Source organism: Nocardioides sp. (assembly GCF_050246775.1).
In the GTDB taxonomy this organism is placed as follows: Bacteria; Actinomycetota; Actinomycetes; order Propionibacteriales; family Nocardioidaceae; genus Nocardioides.
The window spans coordinates 1,533,897-1,557,497 of sequence record NZ_JBFWVK010000001.1 but is presented as its reverse complement, the minus strand read 5'-3'; the positions used below and the strand labels follow the sequence as shown (position 1 = coordinate 1,557,497).

The window sequence follows — 23,601 nt, the reverse complement described above, 5'->3', positions numbered from 1 at the left end:
CGTCGCGGGCGGGGTCAGCGACGCCAGAAGAGGTGGTGGACCACGCCGCCGGGCCGGGGCACGACGTCACGGTGATAGCGGTCGAGCAGGTCGTCGGGGGAGTCCCACAGCCGGGACCCGCCACCGAGCTCCACGGGAGCGACGGCCACGTGGAGGGTGTCGATGAGTCCGGCGTCCAGGAACTGGCGCACCGTGTTCGCTCCACCCCCGAGTCGGATGTCCTTGCCCTCGGCCGCGGCCAGGGCGCGCTCCAGGACCGTTGCCGGGTCGCCGCTCACGAAGTGGAACGTCGTGTCGGCCAGTGTGAACGAGGGCCGCTCATGGTGGGTCATGACGAAGACCGGCGTGTGGAACGGCGGCTCGCTCCCCCACCAGCCCTGCCACTCCTCGTCGGTCCAGGGGCCCCGTTGAGGCCCGAACTTGTTGCGGCCCATGATCTCGGCACCGATGTTGCGATGGAAGTCACGCACGAGGTAGTCGTCGATCCCGCGGCTGCCACCGGGCTCGGTCCGGTTGGGCCAGCTCGCCGTGGCCCCGGCCCACCCGAACCACTGCTGCGGGTCGGCGTGGCCGAACGGCCGCTCCAGGCTCTGCCCCTCGCCGGCGCCGTACCCGTCGCTGGACACCATGAAGTTGTGGACCCTGACCATCTGCGTCATCGCTGCTCCTCATCGATCTGCCGCTGTCGCCATGGTGGACCATCGCGCTGTGCAGAACTCATCGGAAGGCCCGGTCGGGGTGGTCACCGTGTGAACCGTCCCAGATCCGGACGGGCCAGGTCACTCACCGACGACGCTGACCCGGATCGTCCCTTCGTAGGAGTCGTCCCAGGTGCCCGACCAGTCCCGCAGCCCGTACGTCGCGGTCACGGTGACCCGTTGCGGTGCCAAGGGGTCGATCACGGCGTCCAGGCTGACCTCCAGGGACCCCAGGTGGTGGTCGTTGTTGCCGGAGAAGGCGACGTCGAAGCCGCGCAGGAACGCGGCTGCCTGGGCGACCGGGCCGGTGAAGATCACCTCGCCGTCCTCGGCGCGCGGACCGGAGCCGCGCAGGGCGTTGAAGGCGAGATCGAGTGTGCGCGTTTCCATGTCAGGGCTCCTCTGGGTGGTGGTGGTCGCGGTGCTGGTGGGACCGGTCGGCGGGCGGAACTGGGAGGTCGAACCGGGTGATCGCGGTCAGCTCGGTGTCTTCCCAGGTGAGGTCCCAGACCGAGCTCGCCACCGCGCTGCGTCGGTCGATGGCGCGGGCAGACAGCCGGCGCGTGGACGCCGGGATCAGCCGGGTGTCCAGGAGTCGCCCGGAGGCGATCTCGCTGCCGTCGGCGTACCAGCGCAGTTCGCGGGCGTCGAGAGCGGTGCTGGCACGCAGCACCCGCGGACCGACCCGATCGTCACCGCCGGTCAGCTCGATGCCGGTGGGCACCGGTGCCGGCACGGCGACCCGGCCCTCCCACTCACCCGACGCCGTGGCCAGGCCGGTGGTCACCAGGACCCGCAACCGGGCGAACCCGCCGGCCGCGATGAGCGACTTGGGCACCTGCAGCTGACGTTCGCGCGTGCGCGGCGCGACACCGCGCCAGACGCCGTAGCGGTCCTGCCACTGGACCAGCGCCCACAGCCGAACCTTCGTGGACTCCTCGCCGAGGGCCCAGCGCAGCAGGAGGTGGTCCTGCGTCAGGTCGGGCGCCAGCTCGACCTCGAGGTGGGGTGCGGGCGCCTGGCCGATGTCCTGGCGGTGCACCACCCTTCGGCGCTCGAGCAGGACCAGCTCATGGGCATCGTCGGGGAACGCGACGGCCTGCCGGATCCGCACGGGTCCGCGGCGCCCGCAACCTCCGACGCAGCCCGGGCAGCCTCCCGCACAACCCCCACCGGGGCTGCAGGGCCCGCACGTGTCGGCGGCGTAGAGGCGCTCGCAGACCAGGACGCGGCCGTCCTTGGTGCGCAGTTCGGCGGTGAGGTCCGTCGGCCGGTGCCCGCGTGGGCGCGGGAAGGTGGGGAAGGTGAAGCAGTCATCCACGAACAGGTCGCCGTCGCCGGACCGGTCGACCCGCAGGAACAGGTGCGGGGTGCGGATGGGCTCCCACTCGCCGTGGTCCTCGCGGCGCGCCGCGCCCCGGTCGGCGGCCACCTGCAGGTCGGTGGACGCGCTGCGCGCCGGGATCGCACTGAGGAGGGCCTTGTAGGTGTACGGACTGATCCACTTGTTCGGGGAGTAGCCCATCATGTCGTGCCAGGTCGAGGGCGGCTTGACGGCGCCGAGGGAGACGGTGGCGTCGAAGCCGTATTCACCGATGCTGTCGGAGTCGAACCCCGAGTAGTCCGGATAGCTGCCGTCCTGGTTGTCCGGACTCGCACAGCGGGTCACGTTGTCGCAGGGGGCGTGCTGGCGGCCGAGCGCGTGTCCGATCTCGTGGGCGGCGGTCGTCGTGCGCGCGATCTTGCCGACTCCCGCGCCACCGCCACCGCACCCCCCGACGGTGCCGTTGTCGACACCGACGTTGTAGAGGCCGTACACGATCGACCCGTCGTCGGCACCGAGCTCGCTGACCGCGTCGAGCAGGTCGGAGAACTTGTCGCAGCCCTGGCCGATGTCGGAGGTGATCTCCTCGTCGTAGTCCATGGTCTGGTAGGAGACGACCTGGACCTGAGGGGTGGGGTAGAGGTTCTCGGTGAGCGCCAGGGTCAGGACGAAGTCGCCCAAGGTGGGCGCCGCCAGGTCGGCAGGGGTGGCCCCCGGTCGTGTGTCGGGACCGGTGTAGTTGATGCCCACCGCCTGGATGTCGACGGTCGGGATCACGTCGAAGGCGAGGTCGCGTTGGAAGGGCGGTGAGAACGCCGTCGCATCGGCCGCGTTGCGGACCTGGGCGTTGATCGAGATCGTGCCGCGACACAGGTTCTCGGGGATGAGGAAGTTGAGGGTGTGGCGGCGTTCGCCGCGCAGGATCGCCACGTCGCGACGCGGTGCGATGGTCTCCATCGGGAGCACGACGGTGGTGCTCGTCCCTGAGGTGACGGTGAGCTGGCCGGTGAGCGTGCTGATCGGCGGCAGGCCCGATGCGGCATCGTGGTCGACATAGAGGCGTACGACGGTCGGCTTGTCGGCGACCAGGCGGATCGAGTTGTCCGGGAACACGTGGGGCGGCGCGAGATGGGTCGCGCTGCGGAAGTGCTGGACCGCCTGGGTCAGCTCGGCATCGACGATGAGCAGGTCGGGGCGGGGCTGGCCGGGCGCCGGTGGCACGGCCGGGACCAGGTCTGCGACGAGCGCCCACTGCACGTTGCCGGTGAACGAGTCGTCGAGGGTGCCGCTGTAGTCACGCAGCTGGAAGTCGCCGGTGACCTCCACCTTGGTCGGGTCCGTGGTGTCGATGTCGGCGGCCAGCTCCACCTGCAGCCGACCCAGGTGGTGGTCCTCGCCGACGTACGACGTCGCGTAGCCCAGGATGCCCACAGCGACCTCGCGGACCGCGCGCGGGAAGGTGACCACCTGGGTGGCGCTCTGGGGCGCTCCCTTCGCGGGCGGGAAGTCGAAGGAACTGATTCGGAGGTCCATGCCATCACCCCTGCGTCGTACCGAGCTTGATTGCCCACACGGAGCGGGCGGCGGGGGCGATTGATACGTGGGCGCGTCAGCGACCGATGTGGAAACGGTCTCCGTAGACGTGCCACGTGAGCGGCGGGGCGAGGTCGAAGTTGCGTTCACGCAGGAAGCGGGCCTGGCAGGTGTCGATGCGCGAGGTGTCCTCGTGTGCTGCCTCCAGGCGCATCACCCGACGCCGGGCGGCGAAGAAGGCCCTCAGGTAGGCCGTCTCGGCTCCGCCGTCGGCCGGGGTGGCGGCCACCCGTCTCGCGGCTCGGCGAATCCCGCCGAACGATTGCGGGTCACCACCGAGCCCGTGCATGACCAGGGCGTCGTAGTAGACGAACTGGCCGAGGGTGCGCAGCCCGTCGCGCATGCCCCTGGTGACCGCTGGGTTGAAGTAGCCGCGGTCGCGCTCGTGGTCCTGGGCGCGGCGGAACGCGCGGTCGTGCGCCGCGTCGTGCCAGGCGCGGACGAACGGGCGACCGAGGCCGGCGTGCGAAGCGGTGCCGTTCACTTCGCGAAGGGCGGGTAGGAATCGGCGTAGCGGGTTGCTCGGCTGGCGGCGCGTGTAGTCGCGGACGACTGCCAGCATGTCGCCGGTGCCCGAGCAGAAGCCGATGATGCCGCCGGTGTAGCCGCGCCCGTCGCCGATGTCCTGCAGGTAGGTGTACTGCGCGCGCCAGTCGAGCGAGGAGTTCTCGGCGCTCGAGACCAGCTGCATGGCGATCTCCTTGCGCGAGGGACGCCGCAGTCCATGCCTAGCCGCCGCGTCGGCCGGGCCGGCGACGAGCGCGTACGGCGCCAGCAGCACCCCCGCGACGGCCGTTCGACGTCGGAGCGGTTCCATGCGCCCGACCCTACGCGCGCCCGACAGGTGGCTCAGGCGGAAGACCGCAAACAGATGGTTGCAATCAACCAGTTTCGGCACGCGCAGGTGGTGGGGGCACGTAGCCTCACGCCGTCCCCCCAAATCGGGCAAAGGGACACGAAGGGGGACCAAATGAACAAGGAACGAACCGCTGGACTCGCCGCCGGACTCGTGCTCGCTGTCACCGGTCTCACGCTCGTCGCGCCGCCCGCTCAGGCCGCTGGGGTGTGGACGAACTGCACGTCGGTGAACAAGCACTACCCCCACGGTGTGGGCCGCGTGAACGCCCACGACTCCACGTCGGGGACGCCGGTGCGGAACTTCAAGAAGTCCAACCGGCTCTACAAGGCAGCGATGAACCACAACAAGGGCCTTGACCGCGATGGGGACAAGATCGCCTGCGAAAAGGCGTGACCCCGCCCAGCGTGGCCCGGTTCGCCCTCGTCGGGGTGCTGGCGCTTGCCGGCGTGGGTGCCATCATCCCGTCGGCCCAGGCGCGGGCGCCTCACACCGTGTCCGTCACGGTGCGGGCCGCCGTACGGAACCTGCCCGTCGCGACCGAACACCGCAAGGGCTACGACCGCGACAAGTTCGCGGACTGGTTCGACGCGGACGGCGACTGCCGTGACACCCGCGACGAGGTCCTGGCCGCCGAGTCGCTGGTGGCCGTCCGCGGCTGCGACATCCAACGAGGCAAGTGGCGCTCCTACTACGACGGGGTGGTCACCCGGGAGTCCACCACCTTCGACATCGACCACCTGGTGCCGCTGGCTGAGGTGTGGGACTCCGGCGGCAGGCGGTGGACCGCCGACACGCGGGACCGCTATGCCAACGACCTCGGTGACCGGCGCACCCTCGTGGCCGTGAGCGCCTCCTCCAACCGCTCCAAGGGTGACCAGGACCCGGCGGAATGGATGCCGGAGCTCGCCCGGTGCACCTACGTGCGTCAGTGGGTGGCGGTCAAGATCCGCTGGCACCTGAGCGTCGACAAGACCGAGAAGGCCAAGCTCACCGCGATGGCGCGGGCCTGCGCCAACCTCACCATCACGGTCCGGACTGCGAAGGTCGGCCGGCGCGGCTGACGACTCGAACGCGCGGCGCGCCCCAGTGGTGGTCTCTCTCGCCGCTACGGTCTCCAGCGTGACCACTGACTCTGAGACCGGCACCGAGCATCGCCGTACGCGGTGGGAGCGCGCCACCGACGCTCCGTTGACCGTGGCTGCGCTGGCCTTCCTGGTCGCCTACGCCTGGCCGATACTCGACCCGTCGCAAGGCGACAAACCTGTCTTCGGATTGGTGGTGACGGTGTCGTGGGCGCTGTTCGTCGTCGACTACGTCGTCCGCCTGGTGCTCTCCCGAGATCGCCGTGCGTTCGTCTTCGGGAATCTGCTGGATCTCGCTGCGGTGGCTTTGCCCATGCTGCGCCCGCTGCGGCTGCTTCGCCTGGTCACGGTGCTCGGGGTGCTCAATCGTCACGCGGGCGGATCCTTCCGCGGACGTGTCGCCGTGTACGTCGTCGGGGCGACCACTCTCGTCCTCGGCGTGGCCTCACTGGCGATGCTCGACGCTGAGCGCGGAGCTGACGGCGCGAACATCCAGACGCCGGGTGATGCGCTGTGGTGGGCGCTGACGACGGTCACCACCGTCGGCTACGGAGATCACTTCCCGGTGACAACCGAGGGCAGATTCATTGCCGGAGGACTGATGGTCGCCGGCATTGCCCTGCTCGGTGTCGTCACCGCCTCGTTCGCGTCCTGGCTGATCGAGCGGGTCGCCGAGGTCGAGGAAGAATCCTCCGCAGCTACGCAGCGTGACGTACGTGCGCTCGCCAGCGAGATCGCCCAGCTGCGCGCGCAGCTGGTGACGCCGTCGCAGGCCGACTAGGAGCAGCCGAACGCGCCCGGACTCAGGCGCCCGTGCGCCCATCGATCCCCTCGCGCAGCAGGTCGAGATGGCCGCAGTGCTGTGCGTACTCGGCAATCATCCGCAGCACCAGCCAGCGCAGATCGACGTCCTCGTCCCAGTCCAGTGGCCGCGCGGTGTCGTCGAGGTCGTGGGCGGCGACGATCTCGCGGGACTTCGCACACTCCGTGCGCCAGGTCTCCAGGTCGGCTGCGAAGTCGGCCTCCGAGGGCGGGTCGAAGTCGAGGTCGGGGTTGTCCGCGGTGAAGAACAGGAACGGCACGTCGCGTCGCTCGAAGTTCTGCTGGAACCACCACCGCTCGACTCCGGCGAGGTGTCGGACCAGGCCGTGCAGTGACATCGTGGACGGCGGCATGGGTCGCGAGCGGGCCTGCTCGTCGGTGACGTCGCGGCACTTCAGCTCCACGGTCGCCCGGTAGTAGTCCAGGTACGCCGCCAATGCCTCGCGCTCGTCGGCCACGCGAGGGATGCGTGGGCGGTCGTCATCGGCCCAGACGGGGGAGAAGTCGTCGTCGCTCAGGCCGGACTCCGATCCCGCCGGGCCCTTCGCAGCGTCCTCGCTCATGTCGGGACGCCGTAGGGGTCACGCGCCACGCTGGAGATCGGCACGATCTCGCGGCCCAGGGGCATCAACGACAGGGGGATCATCTTCCAGCAGGCGACACCGAACGGGATCCCGATGACGGTGATCATCAGCAGCGCACCGGCGAACAGGTGGATCAGGGCCAGTTCCCAGCCGAAGAAGATGATCCACACCACGTTGCCGAGTATCGACCAGACGCCAGCATCGCGGCGCCAGATCGTCGTCCGCCCGAAGGGCCACAGGACGAAGCTCGCCAATCGGAAGGAGGCGATGCCGAAGGGGATCGTGATGATGAGGATGAACGCCAGCAGGCCGGCGATGACGTAGCCGATCGCGAGCCAGAATCCAGCGAGCACCAACCAGAGGATGTTGCCGATCGTCCGCACGAGACCACCTCAGCAGAATCTGGCTCCGTGTCAAGGCGGGTCGAGCTGCCCACGCGTCGGTGAAGCGGTGTTTCGGCGCTCTGGCCGGTAGATTCGCGCGGTGCCTGACACTCGCCCCCGCCGTACCTTCGCCGTCATCAGCCATCCCGACGCGGGCAAGTCCACCCTGACCGAAGCGCTCGCCCTACACGCGCGGGTGATCAGCGAGGCAGGAGCCGTCCACGGCAAGGGTGACCGGCGCGCCACGGTGTCGGACTGGATGGCGATGGAGAAGGCGCGCGGCATCTCGATCACCTCGGCCGCCTTGCAGTTCGTCTACCGCGACCACGTGATCAACCTCGTCGACACCCCCGGGCACAGCGACTTCTCCGAGGACACCTACCGCGTCCTGTCGGCGGTCGACTCCGCGGTGATGCTGGTCGATGCCGGCAAGGGACTGGAGCCGCAGACCCTGAAGCTGTTCAAGGTCTGTGCCCTGCGCGGCATCCCGGTGATCACGGTGATCAACAAATGGGATCGTCCCGGGCTGTCGGCCCTCGCACTGATGGACCTCATCCAGGAGAAGATCAACCTTCGGCCCACACCCCTGACCTGGCCGGTCGGCGAGGCGGGTGACTTCCGCGGGGTCCTGGACCGCCGTACGGGTGAGTTCGTGAAGTACACCCGCACCGCCGGCGGCGCCACCCGAGCGCCTGAGCGCCGGTTGGGTTCGGACGAGGTCGAGGAGGCCGACGCGCAGCTGTGGGCGGCGGCGGTCGAGGAGCATGAGCTGCTCGCCCTCGACGAGGCCGACCATGACCAGGGCCGCTTCCTCGCCGGCGAGACCACACCGGTCATGTTCGCCTCTGCGCTGCAGAACTTCGGCGTCGCCCAGCTGCTGGACCTCCTGCTCGACCTGGCCCCGGACCCCAGCGCCACCGCGGGGGTCGATGGCTCGGTGCGTGAGGTCGCCGACGACTTCAGCGCGTTCGTCTTCAAGGTGCAGTCTGGGATGAACAACGCGCACCGCGATCGGCTGGCCTACGCCCGGGTCGTGTCCGGCACGTTCGAGCGCGGCATGGTCGTCACCCACGCCACCACCGGGCGGCCGTTCGCGACGAAGTTCGCCCAGGCCGTCTTCGGTCGGGACACGACCTCGGTCGAGAGCGCCGAACCGGGCGACATCATCGGCTTCGTCAACGCCCAGAGCCTCCGCGTCGGCGACACCGTGTACGTCGGGGATCCCATCGAGTACCCACCGGTGCCCAGCTTCGCCCCTGAACACTTCGTGACCGCGACCGCCGGTGACATCGGCCGCTACAAGCAGTTCCGCCGAGGCATCGAGCAACTCGACCAGGAGGGCGTGGTGCAGGTGCTGCGCTCGGACCTGCGCGGCGACCAGAGCCCCGTGCTGGCGGCGGTCGGTCCGATGCAGTTCGAGGTGGTCGAGGACCGGATGACCAACGAGTTCAACGCCCCGATCCGGTTCTCCCGGCTCGACTACCAGGTTGCCCGGCGCACCGACGCGGCGGGCGCTGTGGCGCTGTCGGGGATGCGGGGAGTCGAGGTCCTTGAGCGCAGCGACGGCACCAGGTTGGCGCTCTTCGTGGACCCGTGGCGCGCCATGGTGACCGCCCGGGACAACCCCGACGTCATGCTGGAGGCCCTGCCCGCCGGTGGCGGCTGACGCGAGGCTCGGTTAGTCGGTGTCGCTCTCGGCACGTGAGTACTCGGCCGGACCGAAGACGACCACGACCGCGAAGTCCTCGACGATGTCGATGAAGCGGTGCTCCTCGCCGGCCGGGACGAAGGCGACGTCGCCCGGGCCCATCGGTGCACTCCCGCTGGGGGTCCACAGGGTGGCCCGCCCGTGGGTGACGAGGTAGATCTCGTCCTCGGTGTGGGGTGACTGGGGATCTGTTCCGCCGGCGGGCAGCGAGTAGGTGCCACAACTGAGATCGGGCACCTCGAGATGCTCTTCCCAGTGGTTGCTGGTGGTGGCCACATAGGTGCCGGCGCCCTCGAGGATCCTCATGGTGCTGATCGTATTGCGCCGCTCGACTGCTCCGCCGCACGTGCGGTCCAGCACCGCTGTGCCCTTAGGCTGGCGTGGTGAGTGACGTCGGGGACGAGGGGCCGTTCTTCCACGGCACGAAGGCCGAACTGCGGGTGGGCGAGCTGCTGACCGCGGGTTTCCGGTCGAACTACCGGCCCGAGGTCGTGATGAACCACATCTACTTCACCGCGCTGCGCGACGGCGCCGGGCTCGCCGCCGAGCTCGCTGCGGGCGAGGGAGCTCCACGCGTGTATTCCGTGGAGCCGACCGGAGCCTTCGAGGACGACCCGAACGTGACCGACAAGAAGTTCCCCGGGAACCCGACCCGGTCCTACCGGAGTCGTGAACCGCTCAGGGTCGTCGGCGAGGTGCACGACTGGACCCGGCTCAGCCCCGAGGCGCTCCAGGGCTGGCGCGACCGGTTGGCGGCGATCCGCGAGGAGGAAGGCGGCGAGATCATCAACTGATCGCCGCCCTGAGCCTGGCTCAGGCGAGCAGCTTCCACTCCCCTTCGGAGATGACCTCGACCTGACCGTCAGCGACCTTGATGGCGGTCTCGTCGTCGATCACGTACGCCGGTCCTCCGATCTCGACAGCCCATCGCTCGGCCGCGGCCATCGTGTTGTCCGCGAAGACGCCCAGGTGCGGGAAGATGGAGAAGTCGACGACCCCCAACGTGTGGTCGTCCGGTGCTGCGGCCCACTCCACGAACTCGGTCCCGATCCGTGGGGTCATCACCATGCTGCCGGCGCTCACCCCCACCCACACCGTCTCGGTCAGCGACGGCAACAGGTCCGCCAGCCCGGACTCCCGCAGCCAGTGACACAGGTACGTCGCGTCGCCACCGTCGACGAGCAGCACATCGGCGTCGCGGACCCACGGCACCCAGCGCTCCGCGCCGATGCTGGGCAGCGCGCTGAGCTCGAGGACGCCCAGCGACTTCCATCCCAGGGACGTGAGCCCACCCGACGGCGGGAGGCCACTCACGAAGCCACGCACCGAGACCGGCCCACACATGGGGTGGCCCCACTGGGCGGTCGGGATGCACAGGGCATCGCAGTCGGCGATCGGCCTGCCCAGCAGGTCGACCAGAGCATCACGGATGCTGGTGTTGGTGACGCCCCCGGACGTGAGCAGAAGCTTCAAGGTCCCTCCCGGGATGTGTGGATCGAGTACGACGGGTAGACCGGCCAAGTTCGCCGTACTCATCGCTCCGGGTGATTCAGGTTGCTCAGGCGCAGAGCTCGACCCGTCGCTTGGTCGCACCGATGTGGTCGGCCGAGACCCATGAACCGCTCGCAAGCTGGTACCACCTGGTGTCGCCCGCGGCCTGGCCGAGCCCGTCGACCCAGCAGACGACCGAGACCCGGGCACCACGGGCGAGGACGCCGTCCGTGGCTGCGCGCAGCGTCGGGGCTTCGCGGCGGTTGAGCCGCGCGGCCGTCACGCGTGCCGTCGAGTTGCGGCCGTCGCCGCAGAAGCGAGGAGCCGGACCGACGTTGTCGACGTAGCGGGCACTGACCCACCGGCGCTTGCTGCCGTGCACGAGGTACCACAGGTCGTTGCCGCCGATCGACACACTGCGGACCTTGCACACGAGGGTGAGCCGGGTGCCGTCGCCGTAGCCGCCGTAGCGCGGAGCGGCCGCCGCAGGCACGTAGTGGGCGGCGAGTCCGCCCGCTGCGTCGACCTGTCCGACGTACCCGGGTGCCGCGTCGGCGGCAGCGGACGTCGCCAGCCCGGCGCCGAGCGTCATTGCGATCGTGGCGAGTGCGGTGAAGGTGCGGCTGCGGTGCACAGTGATCCCCCTTGTGGTGCTGCGTCCGGCAGTTCCGGCGCTACCAGTAGAGACGCCAGGGACCGATCAGAGGTTGGCTCCGCGCGGCGCTCAGTGCACGTCGACCACCTGGTCGGGCCGACCCGTCGCCGTACGCCGGGCGCGGACCCGGGCGCCCAGCAGCACCAGGCCGATGCCGGCCACGAAGATGATCGCGTTGACGATGCCGTAGGCCATCACCTCGCCCTGGGAGAAGTCGACGGGGAACGGGCCCGTCGGGGTGTCGCCGAATCCGGAGCTGCCGCCCAGGCCGCTGCCGCCCGACATCCAGGTCAGCAACAGGTTCAGGCTCTGCAGGGTGAACAGGAACGAGCCGGCGATCAGGAAGCCGAGCAGTGCTGCCTGCCGGCTCTTAATCAGGAGGCCGATCGGGAACGCGGCGACGATGGTGAAGATGAGGGTCATGCGAGGCTCCTGGTCGGACGTGGGGTGACCTGCCCAGCGTCGCCGGGCGGTCGGCTCCCACGCATCGGCGCGAGCACGTGGGGCGACCGCGGATCACACCTACGTGCCAGCACTGGTCCGCTGCGCGTGGTTCTGCGAGACGATGGCGCCGTGGCTCCGCTGACCAGCCGGTTGTTGACGACCGCCGCGACCGGCCTGACCGTCGCCGCGGTGCTGCTCGCGGTTGTGGACGGGGACGGGCCAGCCACCATCATCTGCGTGGCCGCCCTGGTCGCGGTGGCCACCGGGTGGCTGATCGCGATCCGCGATCCGCGCTCGGCCGTCGGGCCGGCACTGGCATGGAGCAGCGCCGCGGTGGCGTGTGTCATGGCCGTCGAGGTGCTGGCTCGGTCCGCGTACGGCGGGTCGCCGTACCCGCTCGCGGACCTCGCTCGACCGTTGTGGGTCGGGATGTGGCCGGTCAACATGGCCGGCGTCTTGTGCCTGCTGCTGGTCTTTCCCGACGGAGCCCTGCTCGCTCGACGCTGGGCGGTCGTCCCGGCCGTCTACGCCGGCGGCACAGCGTTGATGATCGCCTGCAGCTGGGATGCTCGCCAGGTCGACGGCCGGGTGGTCGGCGGACCGCAGGGAGCTGGGGCTGCAGTCGCGGGACTGGTCGGCCTGGTGGTCATCGGGGGCTCGCTGGTCCTGGCCATGGCCTGTGTGGTCCTCCGCTACCGCCGCGGCGGTCAGAAGACGCGCGAGCAGATCCGCTGGCTGATGCTGACGGGCTTCGTGACGGTGGCGTCGTTGGTCCTGGGTTGGGCGGCGCTGAGCCTGGGCGCCACGGTGCCGGTCGCGTTCACGCCGTTCCTCGTCGGCGTCGTGGTCCTGCTTCCCGCCTCGGTCGGCATCGCCATCGTGCGGCACGACCTCTTCGACGTCGACAGGTTGCTGGGCACCACGACGGCGTGGGTCCTGACGCTGACCGGATCGGCGGCGGTGTACGCCGCGGTCGTGTTCGGCGTCGGCCGCCTGCTCGACGAGAACACCGCTCTGGCACCCCCTGCGGCTGCCTTCGTGACGGCGCTGACCCTGTTGCCGTTGCAGCGCCACCTGGCCACGGCGACGGCTCGGCTGGTGGATCACGACCGCTTCGTGGCCCTCGGAGAGGTCGAGCGGTTCGCTCGCGAGGTGCAGACCGGGGAACGCGAGCCGGAGGACGTCGAGGCCGTGCTTCGTGCCGCCCAGCGCGACCCGGGTCTTCGTCTCGTCCTGGCCAGGCCGGACGGCTCATGGGTCGACCTCCGGGGCACGGTCGTGGACTCGCCGGCCGGCCTCGCCGTACGGGCGCACGGCACCGTCATCGCCCGGATAACTCTCGGACACGAGTCGGCCCGTGCTCGCCGACGCCTCGCCGACCTGGCGCGTGCCGGCTGGGTGCCGATCGAGGTCAGCCGGCTGCGGCTGGAGCTGCGCGAGGCGCTCGCTGAGGCCGAGGCCGGCCGCGCCCGGCTCGCGGAGGCCTCTGTCGCCGAACGCAAGCGACTGGAGCGCGACCTGCACGACGGGGTCCAGCCGCGCCTGGTGGCGACCGGCATGCGGCTGCGCTCGATCCAACGTGGCCTCGGTGTGGAGGCGTCGGCCGAGGTCGACGCTGCGGTCGATGAGCTGGAGTCGACCGTGGTGGAGCTGCGCCGCCTCGCGCACGGCATCCGGCCCTCCCGGCTCGACGACGGTCTGGGGGCCGCGCTCGCCTCGCTGCGCACCGACGGACCGGTGCCGGTGCAGGTCAGGGTCGCCGAGCTGCCCGAGCTTGACGACCTGCGCTCGCTCACGGCGTACTTCGTCGCCTCGGAGGGGGTGGCCAACGCGCTCAAGCACGCCCATGCTGCCTGCATCGAGGTCTGCGCGCAGGTCCTCGACGGCCGACTGGTCGTCGAGGTCCGCGACGACGGAGTGGGCGGCGTCGCGCCGCTCGGGCTGACCGGGCTGCGGGACCGCGTCCTGTCGCTCCAGGGCGAGCTGGTGGTCGTGAGCGCGGCCGGCACCGGTACGACGATCCGGGCGGTGCTCTGATGCGAATCGTGGTCGCCGAGGACTCGGTGCTGTTCCGCGAGGGCCTGACCCGCCTGTTGGGCGACCTGGGCCACGACGTCGTGGCTGCGGTCGGCGATACGCCGGCCCTGCTGACAGCCGTCGCCGAGACGCGTCCTCAGCTCGCGGTCGTGGACGTCCGGATGCCGCCGGAGCAGGAGTCCGACGGTGCCCGCGCTGCCGTGAGCATCCGCGCCAGCGATCCGGCCATCGGTGTCCTGCTCCTCTCCCAGCACATCGAGCTGCGGCACTGCATGGAGCTGATCGGCACCGCTGGGTTCGGCTATCTGCTCAAGGACCGTGTGTTGCACCTGGACCAGTTCGACGACGCTCTGCACCGGGTCGCCGCCGGCGGCGTCGCCCTGGATCCCGAGGTGGTCCAGGCCCTGGTCCACTCGCGGCAAGCGCCGGCACTGGGAGGTCTGACCGAACGCGAGACGCAGGTCCTCGAACTGGTGGCCCAGGGCCACTCGAACACCGCGATCGGCGCGATCCTGGTGCTCTCCGAACGCACGGTGGAGACCCACATGCGCTCGATCTTCGGCAAGCTCGGCCTGCTCGACGACGGGGCGACGCACCGTCGGGTGCGCGCGGTCGTCACCTACCTGGAGTCCGGGCGGACCAGCAGCGGGCGCTGACTCCCGACGAGCCTGAAGGGTCCTGCTTTACAGGTGCGCGTCCAGCCAGGACACGACGTCGGCGGTGACCTCGTCTCGGTTGGTCTCGTTGAGGATCTCGTGGCGGGCCCCGTCGTACAGCCTGAGGGTCACGTCGACCATCCCGGCGTCGCGGTAGCGCTGAGCGAGGACCTCCACGAGCTGTCCGCCACCGGCCAGCGGGTCGTCGGACCCAGACGCGAGCAGCAGCGGCAGGTCGGACCGGATGCCGGCCAACGCGGTGGGGTCGGCGAGGGTGCCGGCGGCGCCGAAGAGCGCTGGCACGGTCGCCTCCGGGAGGTCGAACCCGCACAGCGGGTCGGCCACATAGAGGTCGACCTCGGCCTCGTCGCGCGAGAGCCACTCGTAGCCGGTGCGGTGCTCGAAGCCGGCGTTGAACGCCTCGAGCCCGACCGGCCCCTCAGCCGCCGCCAGGCCGGCCGCCAACAGATCCAGGGCCGTGCTGCCCGACAGGACGACCCCGGCGTACTGATCGGAGTGGGTGAGGATCACCGACTGGGCGGCGAACGAACCCATGGAGTGGGCGAAGAGGAACACCGGCAGGTCGCCGCGCAGGCTCGCGCCGTACGCCGCCAGGTCGGCGATCAACCCCTCGAAACCGGGGGCACCGAAGTCGCCGGGGATGCCGGCGATCGAGGCGCCGTGCCCACGGTGGTCGCAGGCTCGGACGGCGTAGCCGGCGTCGTTGAGCGCACGCGCGAACCGGTCGTAGCGAGCGGAGTGCTCCGCGAGGCCGTGGGCGACCTGCACCACGCCGCGGGGATCGGCGACGTCCCACGCGTAGGAGGCCAGCTCGAGGTCGTCGACAGGCGAGGTGAAGGTGGATCGCTGCATAGCCATGCTCGCACCCTAGGGGTGGGCCCAGGACCGGGGTCAAGGTGCGCAGGCCCGGCCGACTTAAGTCGGGTGCGCTCGAGACCTCAGCCGGTCCCGCCGTCGCTGTGGCGCACCTAGCGTGTGGGCATGCGCACCGCCTGGCTACCCGCCCTCGCACTCTTCGTCCTCGCGCCGGTGTGCGCGGAGTACCTCTGGGGCTATGACGACAGCACCGGGCACCCGGGGACGCTGGTCGGCAACCTGATCATCTTCTCGCCCCTGTACGGCGCTCCCGCGCTGCTCATCCGTGAGCTGGCCCGGCGCCGCGGACTGGGGTGGCCCGGCATCCTGCTGCTCGCGGCCGCGTTCGGCGTCGTCCAGGCGGCCATCGTCGACCAGTCGATGTGGAGCACCGGCTACCGCGACATTCCCTACTGGGAGGAGATGTCGGTCCCGACGTACCTGGCCCCGATCGGGCTGAGCCTCTACCTGGCGCTGTCCTTCGTCGGTGGCCACGTGATCCTCAGCATCGGCTCACCGATCGCGCTCGTGGAATCCCTGACCCCGGTCCGCCGACGCGACCCGTGGCTCGGCCCGGTGGTCCTCTGGACGCTTGTCGTCCTGTACGGCGCAGCCTCCGCGCTGGTGCTCAAGGACGCCTACGACACCGGCGAGGCCTCGGCGACCCTGGGCCAGCTGATCGCCTCGGCACTTGTGGTGGTGGGGTTGGTCGTCGCAGCGCTGCGGGTCGGGCGTCGGCGGGCGTCGGTCGTCGTGGGTTCGGTCCCCCGGCCCCTGCTGGTGTGGGGGGTGGCCTTCGTCGCCATGATCGGTTGGGTGGCGATCCCGCCCACCCGGATCGGGACGGCGCTGGTCGCACTGACCGCGCTTGGCGCAGGGGTCGTCGTGTGGCGGTGGTCGCACCGGGAGGCCTGGAGCCAGCGGCACGTCCTGGCCCTGGCCAGCGGTGCCGTCGTGGCGGCGGGTTGCTTCGCCTTCTGGACCACCCCGATCGGCGATGTCAGCCAGTTCGAGAAGTACGGCCACAACAGTGCGTTGCTCGCCGGCGTCGTGCTACTCAGCCTCGTGGCCGCATGGCGGGCTGGCCACCTCGACGGAACCCTCCGACCCTCTCCTCGCCAGCCCGCGTGACTCGAGGCACACCGGGAATTGCGGTGCACCAGTGCTGGCTCGGGGCTAGCGTGCGGGGATGTCCTCGACACTGGTGGCGGTGACCTTCGACGCAGCCGACCCGGAAGGCTTGGCATCCTTCTGGGGCAGGCTGCTTGACCGGCAGGTCGTCGGCGAGGCCAACGGTGCCCTCCTGCCCGCGTACGACTCCCAGGTGGGGCTGCGGTTCGTCGCGGCTCCCACTGGGGACTCCGGCGGCAGGCGGCTGCACCTCCACGTGACCAGCACGAGCCTGGAAGACCAGCAGCGGACTGTGGCGACGGCCCTGAGCCTGGGGGGTCGACACCTCGACGTGGGCCAACTCCCCGAGGAGGAGCACATCGTCCTGGGCGACCCGGCGGGGAACGAGTTCTGCGTCATCGAGGCGGCCAACAACTTCCTTGCCGGCTGCGGCCGGCTCGGCGAGGTCTCCTGCGACGGGAACCGGGAGGTGGGCCTGTTCTGGCGCGACGCCCTCGGCTGGCCCCTGGTGTGGGACCGCGACGGGGAGACCGCGATCCAGTCGCCCGCAGGCGGCACCAAGCTCTCGTGGGGCGGTCCGCCCGTGGCGCCCAAGCAGAACAGGAACCGCAGGCGCTTCGACCTGGAGGCGGCCGATCCCCCACGCGAGGTGGCGCGGCTGATGGCGCTCGGCGCGACGCGACTGACCGAGCGGGACGGCAGCACCGAGCTCGCCGACCCCGAGGGCAACGAGTTCCGCGTGGCACCGGTGCAGGACCTCCGCGGTGGTGTCGAAGGGTCTGTCTGGAAGGCCCTGCCTCCGGCTAGGTTCTGAGTCATGGGTTCCGCCGGGCAGCGCGTGCTGGGCGCGCTGGTGCTGCTGGTCGCCGGCATGCTGAGCCTGCCGCTCGCGGCCTCCCTGCTCGATGGCCAGGGGACAGAGAACTGGATACTTCCCGCCCAGTTGGTCGCCATGGCGGGGATCGGTGCCGGCCTCACCGTCACCCTCCCGGCGCTCGCCCGGGCAGGGGCGCCTCCCGGACGTCGTGCACTCACCGGAGCCGGGTGGGGGCTGCTGGCGGCATTCGCCGGGGTGCTGGTGTTCTGGCTCCTGCTCAACGGAGTCACGAACGGCGCGTAAGGCGAGCGACCACCTATTCTTCTCAGATGAGGCGGACGCTTGTGTGCTCAGTGCTCGCCCTCGGCCTCTCGCTGACTGCCTGTCAGTCACCCTCGGACAGCGAAGACCCGGGCGCCACGGGCCTTCCCACCGGTGTCGGGCCGCTGGCCACGGACGCCGTGCTCTGGGCAGAGGGTGACACCATCCACGTCGAGAACCGGACGATCCGGGCCCGCAAGCCGGTGCGGGCCATGGTCGAGGCGAACGGCCGGATCTACCTCGTCCAGGGTCGCTCGGACGTCGTCCGGGTCACGGACGGGGGGGTGCCCCGTCCGACGTCGCTTCGTGCCGAAGAGCTACGCGCCTCCGAGGACGGCCGCTACCTGGGGTTCCTCGACACCTCCGACGGCTTTCCGTGGTCGACCGCCATCGTCGACCTGGAGTCCGGCGAGATCGTCGTCCACGACGGGGCCGGCATGGGCGACGCGGATGACGATCTGGCGGACCTCTACGAGGATGCGCAGCCCCAGGTCCTCGGCTTCGCCGGCGACGACCTCTTCGTCCGGACCACCGCGGGCGTGATGTCCTGGGACCCGAAGACAATGAAGCGAACCGAGCACGGCGACCTGTACTTCTTCGCTCGCCGCGACGTCGGCGGTGGGCAGTTGCTGTCAGCCCTGGTACGCCGCGGCAGGCTGGTCGTTCCGAAGGACCCCTACGACTCGACCCAACGGGGCCACGTCTCCCCGGACGGCTCCGTTGTCCTCATGCCGGTCGACGGCCGCACCCAGGTCTTCGAGGTCGACGGCGGACGCCGGCTGCCGGCGGACCTGCAGGGTCGCACGTTCATCCTGGGCGGGTGGACGGACGAGGACACCGCCTACGGCATCTCCTTCGACGGCAGCGCCTTCGGACCGCGTCGGGTGCGTCTGGTGCAGTGCCGACTCGCCGTCGAGCAACGATCATGTCGAGTCCTGCGCACGATCCGGCCCAGTCCACACAAGCTGGTCCTCTTCCCGACGGGGTCGGGGGCAACCGACTACTGACGCCAGGCATCAGCCGACCTGCCGCCGATCTCGGGCGGTTCCAGGCGCGTGGGTGACGGGGTCAGAACTGCAGTCCGGCCCACGCCGTGTCGGCGTCGGGCATCGTGGCGATCTCGTCGCGGACCCGCTCGGCCGCAGACCGGAACGTCGGGTCGCCTGTGACCGTCGCGACGGCGGCTTCGATGGACTCCACCGCGTAGTCCTCCGGAGCCACGAGCATCCCGGCGCCCGCACGGACCAGGAGCGCGGCGTTGTCCGGCTGGTCGGTCCCGCGCGGCAGGGCGACCTGCGGTACGCCGTGCACGAGGCCGCCGAGCATGGTTCCCGATCCGCAGTGCGAGACCAGCAGGTCGGCTCGCTCGAGCAGCGACGCCTGGGGCACGAACTCGGCCACCACGGCGTTCGCAGGCAGGGGCCCGAGCTCGTCGAGGTCGAGCGGCCGTCCTGTGGTGGCGACCACCACACCGTCGTACCCCGCGAGGGCGCGCAGCCCGGTGGTGAAGTCGGAGGTGTCGGCGTTCTTGACGGTGCCGAGGGTGAAGTAGGCAACGCGCTCGGCCGAGGCGAGGACGTCGGCCAGATCGGGTGGCAACGGTTGGGGTTCGCCGGCGCTCGGTCGCACCGCGGCGGCCTCGGGCCACGGTGGGGGCGCGTCGGGCTGCAACGAGGGTGGGCAGAGGTCCAGTGCCTGCTCGGTCGAGAGCTGCTCCCACAGCTCGGGCTCGCCGATGGCTGCCCCGGCGGCCCTGATGAGCGGAGCGTAGAGCGGGAACATCGGTCCGATGCCGTGGACGACGCCCGGGATCGCGAGCCTACGGGCCACCATGGATCCGGCCTGCTCCAGGACCTCATGGACGACGACGTCGGGGCGCCACTGCGACGCCATGGCGACGAGGTCGTCGAGGCGTTGGAGCGCGGGTGTGCCGAACAGCGTGATGACTCCCTCCATCATCCGCTGTTCCTCCGTGATGCTCTGGTTCGCCCACACCGCCTCGTGCGCCGACCATGCGGATTCCCAGCTCGGCCCCACGGCATGGACGTCCAGGCCTCGAGCGGCCAGCGTGTTGATCAGGTCGGGGCCGGTGGCGACGCGCACGTCGTGACCGGCGCGCTCGGCCGCCCGGATCAGGGGCAGCATCGGCAGCGCGTGCCCGTAGGCCGGGCACGAGGTGAACAGCACTCGGGCCACGATCAACAATGTGACACGCACGCCGCCGACCAGACAACCTCCGCCACCGGCGATCCTCAGCGGTCGGCAGCACCCTTCACGACAGCACGGGCCCGAGAGGGAGCTCGACTCGGCATTCGTAGTAGCGCATCGCGAGGCGGGCGTGGTCCACGTCGATGGTCCCCTCGCCGATCGCGACGACGTCGTTCAACCACAGGTAGGTGGGGGCCGCGGTCTCGAACGTCATCACGTGGACGCCGGTGCCGTCGGCCAGCGATGACAGGCCGGTGAGGGAGAACAGCACGTCACCGTCTTCGCTGTGGATGACGCCGCGGGCATCGGGACGTGCGAAGCGGTCCCGGATCCGTGGGAAGTTCGACCACTGTGCAGATCCGGACAACCGACCCTCGAAGGTGGCCGTGCCCTGACCGTAGATCCGACCGTCGGCGCCTGCTGAAGGCTCCACCTCGTGGAGCAGGTCATAGGTCCAGGCGACGTCGCACAGATGATCCAGCTGCATGTCCGAACCTCGTGGTCTCCGAAACCGACCCCGTCTTGGAACGCTACACCGGGCTGACCCCAGCAGCGACGACAGACGATTGGCGTGGCAGCCAGACAGGTCTACCTTGGGTAAGGACCCTACTGGCGTGCATAGGACTCCATCATGGCCATCACGACTTCGCATCGACCCATCTCCCGGCTCCGCGCGACAGCTCTGGGGGCCGCAGCACTCAGCGTCTTCCTGGCCACGGCACTGGCCGGGGGAGCCGTCGGCGCGGTGGCCGACGAGAGGACCGAGTCGGACCTGGTCGGCAGCGACGGCGACAACGTCCGGGTGGTGTTCGTCCACGCGCGGACCGTCGCCCAGCGCAACCAGGTGATCGCGCTCGGCGTCGACTACACCGAGCACGCCACCGCCCAGGGGATCGAGGTGATCCTGCACAGCGACGCCGACGCCCAACTGCTCCGCGACGCCGGCTTCACCTGGGACGTCAAGGTGCGCGACCTGGCGGCCAGGATGGCCGAGTCGCGGCGGGCCGACGCCCGCTACCAGGCTGCTGTGGAGACCTCCCCGCTGCCCAGCGGGCGCACGAGCTACCGGGTGTACGCCGACTACCTCTCCGACCTGCGCCTCCTGGCCCACCGATACCCGTGGCTCACCAAGCCGATCACGATCGGCAGGAGCCTGCTGGGCGAGCCGATCCGTGGCCTCGAGATCAGTCAGAACGCGGATCGGGTGGCGGACGGCAAGCCGGTCTTCTTGATGATGGGGGCCCACCACGCCCGGGAATGGCCGAGCTCCGAGCACACCATGGAGTTCGCCTTCGACCTGCTGCAGGGCTACGCCCAGGGCAACCGGCGCGCGCGCCACGTGCTGGCCAAGGAGCGCGTCATCGTGGTCCCGATCGTCAACGTCGACGGCTTCCAGATCTCGCGCGACGCCGCGACGCTGGGTGATTTCTCGCTGTTCGACTACGAGATGAAGCGCAAGAACTGCTCGGTGTCGGTGAACACCCCGGCCGAGTACCTCGGGGGCACCTGCGACGACAACCCGGCAGGTCGGCTGCGCGGCACCGACCTGAACCGCAACTACCCCGGCTTCTGGGGCGGCTTCGGTGCGAGCACGGACTGGTCCGATGACACCTATCGCGGAGACGGGCCCGGGGACACTCCCGAGGTGGAGGCCGTGCGTCGGCTGATCTCGGAGCGCGCGGTGACCGTGATGATCACCAATCACACCTACTCCAACCTGGTCCTGCGCCCACCGTCGCTGCTCAGCACCGGCAAGGCGCCCGACGAGGTGCAGTACAAGGCACTCGGCGACTCGATGGCCCAGGCCAACCAGTACGCCAGCCAGGCGGCGTACCAGCTCTATGACACCTCGGGAAGCGTCGAGGACTGGAGCTACTGGAACACCGGGGGCTACGGCTTCACCTTCGAGATCGGGCCGGACGACTTCCACCCGGAGTACGCCGATGCCGTGGTGGGGGAGTACCTCGGGATCGCACCGGCGGCCGGCGCGGGGCTCGGCGGCAACCGGGAGGCCTACTACCGGGCTGCGGCGGCTGCGATGGATCCGGCCCAGCACGCGCAGATCGTCGGCCGGGCACCGAAGGGCCGCTTCCTGTCGGTGCGCAAGAGCTTCGTGTCGGAGACCTCGCCGGTGATCGACGAGGATCTCAACGAGGGTGAGCCGCTGACCTATGCGGACACGCTGACCACGAGGCTGGTGACGTCGGGCGGCCGGTTCACGATGAACGTGAACCCGTCGACGCGGCCAGAGGTCGTCGGCCGCTACGGGCGAGACCCGTTGGCGCCCCCGCAGGCACCACTCGCCATCACCAACCCCGACGGGATTCCCGACCCGGGTGTGGGCGAGCTCTCCGAGATCGAGATCCAGGGTCTCCCGGAGGCGGACAACGGGTTCGCGCAGTTCTCGTTCTCCTGGCCCGGTGCTGCCGACTGGGACTTCTACGTCCTGGACTCCACAGGTGCTGTGGTCGGCCAGGCAGCGAGCCTGGACAACCCGGAGAGGGTGACGATCCCCGATCCGGTCCCAGGGACCTACACCGTGCTGGCCGACAACTACGAGGGCGGCTCCGTCGAGGACGACTGGACGGGAGAGGCCACCTTCCGCGGACCCGAACCGGCCACCTACACAGGCATCAAGGAGGCCTGGATCCTGACGTGCCGCGACTCGCGCGGTCACGTGCTGGCTCACCAGGAGGTCATCGTCGACCGCGGCGCTCGCTTCTATGCCGGGCGGGTGTGCAGCCCGTCGTACATCAAGCGGGCGGCGAGCCGATAGCGCCGGCCGAGGTGTCGACTCGGCCTAGGTGAGCCGCTCGAAGACCATCGTCGCCTGGATCCGGTCACCGCCACCGAAGCCCTTGCTGCCCGAGGCTGCGGTGCTGATGGTGTGCAGCCGGTAGCCGAGCGAAGCCTGAGCGTTGATGGCCCCCTCCAGTTCCGTGAGGTTCCCCGACCCGGTGCCCCACAGCTTCTCCTTCAGGATCACCTGGAGGACGACGTAGCTCGCGCCCTGCACGGCCGGCCGCGGCTGGGCTCCGGCGACTGCCCGGGCCTCGATCTTGCCCACCACCCCGGCCAGGCCACCTCCTGTCTGAGACGGCGGCTGCTGATACTCGTCGGTCCACTTCTCGCCGTCCCACCAGCGCTGCTTGCCCGCGCCGTCGTCGTACCAGCCTGCTTGAGCGTTGCTCACGAATCCCTCGTCTCGAAAAGTCCCGACCCTTGCGCGGCATGCTAGCTCCGGCAGCGACCAACGGTTCACGAAAGCGCCGATACCGCAGACGTCACCCTCTTCGTACGCCGAAGCTGGATCCCGCCGCCGGAGTCGTCCTCAGGTCGGCCGACCGCCGGGCTGCCACTCATGCACCTCGATCCCGACGTACCGGTCAGCGGACAGCACCTCCCGCGCGGCCGCTTCGTCAGGCGCCTGCAGCAGGACCGACGCCCCGAGCACCAGCGATCCATCGTCGGAAAGCAGTGGGCCACTTGCGATCAGTTCGTCACCCGACGGTGCCGCATCGGCCGCACCCGCAGGTTCCAAGGTGAACCCGAGGACGAGGTAACGGGCTCGGTCCGGCCGGCCACCCGTGAAGTCCCACATCGTTCGTCGCAGCGAGTTGTGCCAACGCCGGAGCATCACGTCGCGGTAGGCGCCGGCCTGGTAGCCGGGCTCCTCGAAGGCGAACGCGCGGGCAGCGGCGGGATCGGGCAGGTCGAGGATGTGGACGCTCCCGGTGAGCGCCCCGTCACTGGCGAAGGTGGGGCCGCGGGCGATCATGGTCGCGGCGAACCGATCCATGTAGGACCAGTGTTCCTCCACCATCTCTTCGCGCAGTGGCGTAGATCCGGGCCGATCACGGTGATAGCAGAAGAACTCCATGGCTCAAGCCTCTCTGACGACGAGACGGGACA

27 protein-coding genes are annotated in these 23,601 nt (G+C 70.1%); 12 read left to right on the top strand and 15 right to left on the bottom strand.

All coding sequences use genetic code 11. The features are described 5' to 3' along the window. Nucleotides 1–14: 14 nt before the first annotated feature. From AB7I40_RS07390 to AB7I40_RS07375, 4 genes are all read right to left on the bottom strand, one after another. Nucleotides 15–659, bottom strand: coding sequence for a dihydrofolate reductase family protein (locus AB7I40_RS07390; RefSeq protein ID WP_428346350.1), 645 nt, complete (start codon nt 657–659; stop codon nt 15–17). A 120-nt stretch (nt 660–779) separates the two neighbouring features. Beyond that, nucleotides 780–1,088, bottom strand: coding sequence for a hypothetical protein (locus AB7I40_RS07385; RefSeq protein ID WP_428346349.1), 309 nt, complete (start codon nt 1,086–1,088; stop codon nt 780–782). 1 nt (nt 1,089) lies between these two features. After that, a complete protein-coding gene (locus tag AB7I40_RS07380; RefSeq protein WP_428346348.1) occupies nt 1,090–3,555 on the bottom strand; it encodes a M66 family metalloprotease in 2,466 nt (821 codons plus the stop codon). Between the two features lie 76 nt (nt 3,556–3,631). Then, the gene (locus AB7I40_RS07375) at nt 3,632–4,432 is read right to left on the bottom strand and encodes a chitosanase (RefSeq protein ID WP_428346347.1); all 801 of its coding nucleotides are present in this window, start codon (nt 4,430–4,432) and stop codon (nt 3,632–3,634) included. Between the two features lie 153 nt (nt 4,433–4,585). On the opposite strand from AB7I40_RS07375, the gene AB7I40_RS07370 reads away from it, so the two are divergent. From AB7I40_RS07370 to AB7I40_RS07360, 3 genes are read left to right on the top strand one after another with little or no spacing between them, the layout of a single operon-like run. Next, the gene (locus AB7I40_RS07370; protein ID WP_428346346.1) at nt 4,586–4,867 is read left to right on the top strand and encodes an excalibur calcium-binding domain-containing protein; all 282 of its coding nucleotides are present in this window, start codon (nt 4,586–4,588) and stop codon (nt 4,865–4,867) included. Continuing rightward, the gene (locus AB7I40_RS07365; RefSeq protein WP_428346345.1) at nt 4,864–5,535 is read left to right on the top strand and encodes an HNH endonuclease family protein; all 672 of its coding nucleotides are present in this window, start codon (nt 4,864–4,866) and stop codon (nt 5,533–5,535) included. Before AB7I40_RS07370 ends, AB7I40_RS07365 begins: the two co-directional genes overlap by 4 nt. Nucleotides 5,536–5,593: 58 nt before the next feature. Further along, nucleotides 5,594–6,337, top strand: a complete 744-nt coding sequence (locus AB7I40_RS07360) for a potassium channel family protein (RefSeq protein WP_428346344.1) — start codon at nt 5,594–5,596, stop codon at nt 6,335–6,337. A gap of 22 nt (nt 6,338–6,359) precedes the next feature. Here the strand turns inward: AB7I40_RS07360 and AB7I40_RS07355 are convergent, their stop codons facing one another. Together AB7I40_RS07355 and AB7I40_RS07350 are read right to left on the bottom strand one after the other, a co-directional pair. Next, nucleotides 6,360–6,941 carry a DinB family protein gene (locus AB7I40_RS07355; protein WP_428346343.1) on the bottom strand — a complete coding sequence of 194 codons (582 nt, stop codon included), beginning with the start codon at nt 6,939–6,941 and terminating at the stop codon, nt 6,360–6,362. Further along, the gene (locus AB7I40_RS07350) at nt 6,938–7,345 is read right to left on the bottom strand and encodes a YccF domain-containing protein (RefSeq protein ID WP_428346342.1); all 408 of its coding nucleotides are present in this window, start codon (nt 7,343–7,345) and stop codon (nt 6,938–6,940) included. Before AB7I40_RS07350 ends, AB7I40_RS07355 begins: the two co-directional genes overlap by 4 nt. Nucleotides 7,346–7,445: 100 nt before the next feature. Here AB7I40_RS07350 and AB7I40_RS07345 point away from each other — a divergent pair, with 100 nt between their 5' ends. Continuing rightward, complete coding sequence (locus tag AB7I40_RS07345) at nt 7,446–9,011, top strand: peptide chain release factor 3 (RefSeq protein ID WP_428346341.1); 1,566 nt, start codon at nt 7,446–7,448, stop codon at nt 9,009–9,011. A gap of 12 nt (nt 9,012–9,023) precedes the next feature. On the opposite strand, the gene AB7I40_RS07340 is transcribed toward AB7I40_RS07345, so the two are convergent. Next, nucleotides 9,024–9,359, bottom strand: coding sequence for a cupin domain-containing protein (locus AB7I40_RS07340; protein WP_428346340.1), 336 nt, complete (start codon nt 9,357–9,359; stop codon nt 9,024–9,026). Nucleotides 9,360–9,436: 77 nt separating this feature from the next. On the opposite strand from AB7I40_RS07340, the gene arr reads away from it, so the two are divergent. Then, the gene (gene arr / locus AB7I40_RS07335; protein ID WP_428346339.1) at nt 9,437–9,847 is read left to right on the top strand and encodes an NAD(+)--rifampin ADP-ribosyltransferase; all 411 of its coding nucleotides are present in this window, start codon (nt 9,437–9,439) and stop codon (nt 9,845–9,847) included. Between the two features lie 19 nt (nt 9,848–9,866). On the opposite strand, the gene AB7I40_RS07330 is transcribed toward arr, so the two are convergent. From AB7I40_RS07330 to AB7I40_RS07320, 3 genes are all read right to left on the bottom strand, one after another. Next, a complete protein-coding gene (locus tag AB7I40_RS07330; RefSeq protein WP_428346338.1) occupies nt 9,867–10,526 on the bottom strand; it encodes a Type 1 glutamine amidotransferase-like domain-containing protein in 660 nt (219 codons plus the stop codon). An 85-nt stretch (nt 10,527–10,611) separates the two neighbouring features. Next, nucleotides 10,612–11,178: a hypothetical protein gene (locus AB7I40_RS07325; protein WP_428346337.1), complete on the bottom strand. Its 567-nt coding sequence runs from the start codon at nt 11,176–11,178 to the stop codon at nt 10,612–10,614. A gap of 90 nt (nt 11,179–11,268) precedes the next feature. Beyond that, nucleotides 11,269–11,622 carry a hypothetical protein gene (locus tag AB7I40_RS07320; RefSeq protein ID WP_428346336.1) on the bottom strand — a complete coding sequence of 118 codons (354 nt, stop codon included), beginning with the start codon at nt 11,620–11,622 and terminating at the stop codon, nt 11,269–11,271. Nucleotides 11,623–11,772: 150 nt separating this feature from the next. On the opposite strand from AB7I40_RS07320, the gene AB7I40_RS07315 reads away from it, so the two are divergent. Then, nucleotides 11,773–13,680, top strand: coding sequence for a histidine kinase (locus AB7I40_RS07315; RefSeq protein ID WP_428346335.1), 1,908 nt, complete (start codon nt 11,773–11,775; stop codon nt 13,678–13,680). Continuing rightward, nucleotides 13,680–14,336, top strand: coding sequence for a response regulator transcription factor (locus tag AB7I40_RS07310; RefSeq protein ID WP_428346334.1), 657 nt, complete (start codon nt 13,680–13,682; stop codon nt 14,334–14,336). The genes AB7I40_RS07315 and AB7I40_RS07310 overlap by 1 nt, the downstream gene beginning before the upstream one ends. 27 nt (nt 14,337–14,363) lie before the next feature. On the opposite strand, the gene AB7I40_RS07305 is transcribed toward AB7I40_RS07310, so the two are convergent. Then, complete coding sequence (locus tag AB7I40_RS07305) at nt 14,364–15,215, bottom strand: alpha/beta fold hydrolase (RefSeq protein WP_428346333.1); 852 nt, start codon at nt 15,213–15,215, stop codon at nt 14,364–14,366. Between the two features lie 123 nt (nt 15,216–15,338). On the opposite strand from AB7I40_RS07305, the gene AB7I40_RS07300 reads away from it, so the two are divergent. From AB7I40_RS07300 to AB7I40_RS07285, 4 genes are read left to right on the top strand one after another with little or no spacing between them, the layout of a single operon-like run. Then, complete coding sequence (locus tag AB7I40_RS07300) at nt 15,339–16,343, top strand: hypothetical protein (protein ID WP_428346332.1); 1,005 nt, start codon at nt 15,339–15,341, stop codon at nt 16,341–16,343. Nucleotides 16,344–16,401: 58 nt separating this feature from the next. Further along, nucleotides 16,402–17,157: a VOC family protein gene (locus AB7I40_RS07295; protein WP_428346331.1), complete on the top strand. Its 756-nt coding sequence runs from the start codon at nt 16,402–16,404 to the stop codon at nt 17,155–17,157. A 3-nt stretch (nt 17,158–17,160) separates the two neighbouring features. Next, a complete protein-coding gene (locus AB7I40_RS07290; protein ID WP_428346330.1) occupies nt 17,161–17,463 on the top strand; it encodes a hypothetical protein in 303 nt (100 codons plus the stop codon). 26 nt (nt 17,464–17,489) lie between these two features. After that, the gene (locus tag AB7I40_RS07285) at nt 17,490–18,488 is read left to right on the top strand and encodes a hypothetical protein (protein ID WP_428346329.1); all 999 of its coding nucleotides are present in this window, start codon (nt 17,490–17,492) and stop codon (nt 18,486–18,488) included. A gap of 61 nt (nt 18,489–18,549) precedes the next feature. Here the strand turns inward: AB7I40_RS07285 and AB7I40_RS07280 are convergent, their stop codons facing one another. Both AB7I40_RS07280 and AB7I40_RS07275 read right to left on the bottom strand, forming a co-directional pair. Next, a complete protein-coding gene (locus AB7I40_RS07280) occupies nt 18,550–19,677 on the bottom strand; it encodes a glycosyltransferase (protein WP_428346328.1) in 1,128 nt (375 codons plus the stop codon). Between the two features lie 76 nt (nt 19,678–19,753). Next, nucleotides 19,754–20,176 carry a DUF3237 family protein gene (locus tag AB7I40_RS07275; RefSeq protein ID WP_428346327.1) on the bottom strand — a complete coding sequence of 141 codons (423 nt, stop codon included), beginning with the start codon at nt 20,174–20,176 and terminating at the stop codon, nt 19,754–19,756. A 144-nt stretch (nt 20,177–20,320) separates the two neighbouring features. Between AB7I40_RS07275 and AB7I40_RS07270 the strand changes: the two genes are divergently transcribed. Further along, complete coding sequence (locus AB7I40_RS07270) at nt 20,321–22,465, top strand: M14 family metallopeptidase (protein WP_428346326.1); 2,145 nt, start codon at nt 20,321–20,323, stop codon at nt 22,463–22,465. 24 nt (nt 22,466–22,489) lie between these two features. Here the strand turns inward: AB7I40_RS07270 and AB7I40_RS07265 are convergent, their stop codons facing one another. Both AB7I40_RS07265 and AB7I40_RS07260 read right to left on the bottom strand, forming a co-directional pair. Next, on the bottom strand, nt 22,490–22,882 hold the full coding sequence (locus AB7I40_RS07265) for a DUF2510 domain-containing protein (RefSeq protein WP_428346325.1): 393 nt from the start codon (nt 22,880–22,882) through the stop codon (nt 22,490–22,492). Between the two features lie 138 nt (nt 22,883–23,020). Then, nucleotides 23,021–23,569: a YciI family protein gene (locus AB7I40_RS07260; RefSeq protein ID WP_428346324.1), complete on the bottom strand. Its 549-nt coding sequence runs from the start codon at nt 23,567–23,569 to the stop codon at nt 23,021–23,023. Nucleotides 23,570–23,601 lie beyond the last annotated feature (32 nt).

What these genes read in the sequence shown, in the direction of transcription:
- AB7I40_RS07270 (WP_428346326.1), top strand. Translation starts at nt 20,321, where the DNA reads ATGGCCATCACGACTTCGCATCGACCCATCTCCCGGCTCCGCGCGACA.
- AB7I40_RS07385 (WP_428346349.1), bottom strand. Translation starts at nt 1,088, where the DNA reads ATGGAAACGCGCACACTCGATCTCGCCTTCAACGCCCTGCGCGGCTCC.
- AB7I40_RS07375 (WP_428346347.1), bottom strand. Translation starts at nt 4,432, where the DNA reads ATGGAACCGCTCCGACGTCGAACGGCCGTCGCGGGGGTGCTGCTGGCG.
- AB7I40_RS07300 (WP_428346332.1), top strand. Translation starts at nt 15,339, where the DNA reads ATGCGCACCGCCTGGCTACCCGCCCTCGCACTCTTCGTCCTCGCGCCG.
- AB7I40_RS07295 (WP_428346331.1), top strand. Translation starts at nt 16,402, where the DNA reads ATGTCCTCGACACTGGTGGCGGTGACCTTCGACGCAGCCGACCCGGAA.
- AB7I40_RS07310 (WP_428346334.1), top strand. Translation starts at nt 13,680, where the DNA reads ATGCGAATCGTGGTCGCCGAGGACTCGGTGCTGTTCCGCGAGGGCCTG.
- AB7I40_RS07275 (WP_428346327.1), bottom strand. Translation starts at nt 20,176, where the DNA reads ATGCAGCTGGATCATCTGTGCGACGTCGCCTGGACCTATGACCTGCTC.
- AB7I40_RS07370 (WP_428346346.1), top strand. Translation starts at nt 4,586, where the DNA reads ATGAACAAGGAACGAACCGCTGGACTCGCCGCCGGACTCGTGCTCGCT.
- AB7I40_RS07285 (WP_428346329.1), top strand. Translation starts at nt 17,490, where the DNA reads ATGAGGCGGACGCTTGTGTGCTCAGTGCTCGCCCTCGGCCTCTCGCTG.
- AB7I40_RS07305 (WP_428346333.1), bottom strand. Translation starts at nt 15,215, where the DNA reads ATGGCTATGCAGCGATCCACCTTCACCTCGCCTGTCGACGACCTCGAG.
- AB7I40_RS07355 (WP_428346343.1), bottom strand. Translation starts at nt 6,941, where the DNA reads ATGAGCGAGGACGCTGCGAAGGGCCCGGCGGGATCGGAGTCCGGCCTG.
- AB7I40_RS07380 (WP_428346348.1), bottom strand. Translation starts at nt 3,555, where the DNA reads ATGGACCTCCGAATCAGTTCCTTCGACTTCCCGCCCGCGAAGGGAGCG.
- AB7I40_RS07290 (WP_428346330.1), top strand. Translation starts at nt 17,161, where the DNA reads ATGGGTTCCGCCGGGCAGCGCGTGCTGGGCGCGCTGGTGCTGCTGGTC.
- AB7I40_RS07260 (WP_428346324.1), bottom strand. Translation starts at nt 23,569, where the DNA reads ATGGAGTTCTTCTGCTATCACCGTGATCGGCCCGGATCTACGCCACTG.
- AB7I40_RS07340 (WP_428346340.1), bottom strand. Translation starts at nt 9,359, where the DNA reads ATGAGGATCCTCGAGGGCGCCGGCACCTATGTGGCCACCACCAGCAAC.
- AB7I40_RS07320 (WP_428346336.1), bottom strand. Translation starts at nt 11,622, where the DNA reads ATGACCCTCATCTTCACCATCGTCGCCGCGTTCCCGATCGGCCTCCTG.
- AB7I40_RS07390 (WP_428346350.1), bottom strand. Translation starts at nt 659, where the DNA reads ATGACGCAGATGGTCAGGGTCCACAACTTCATGGTGTCCAGCGACGGG.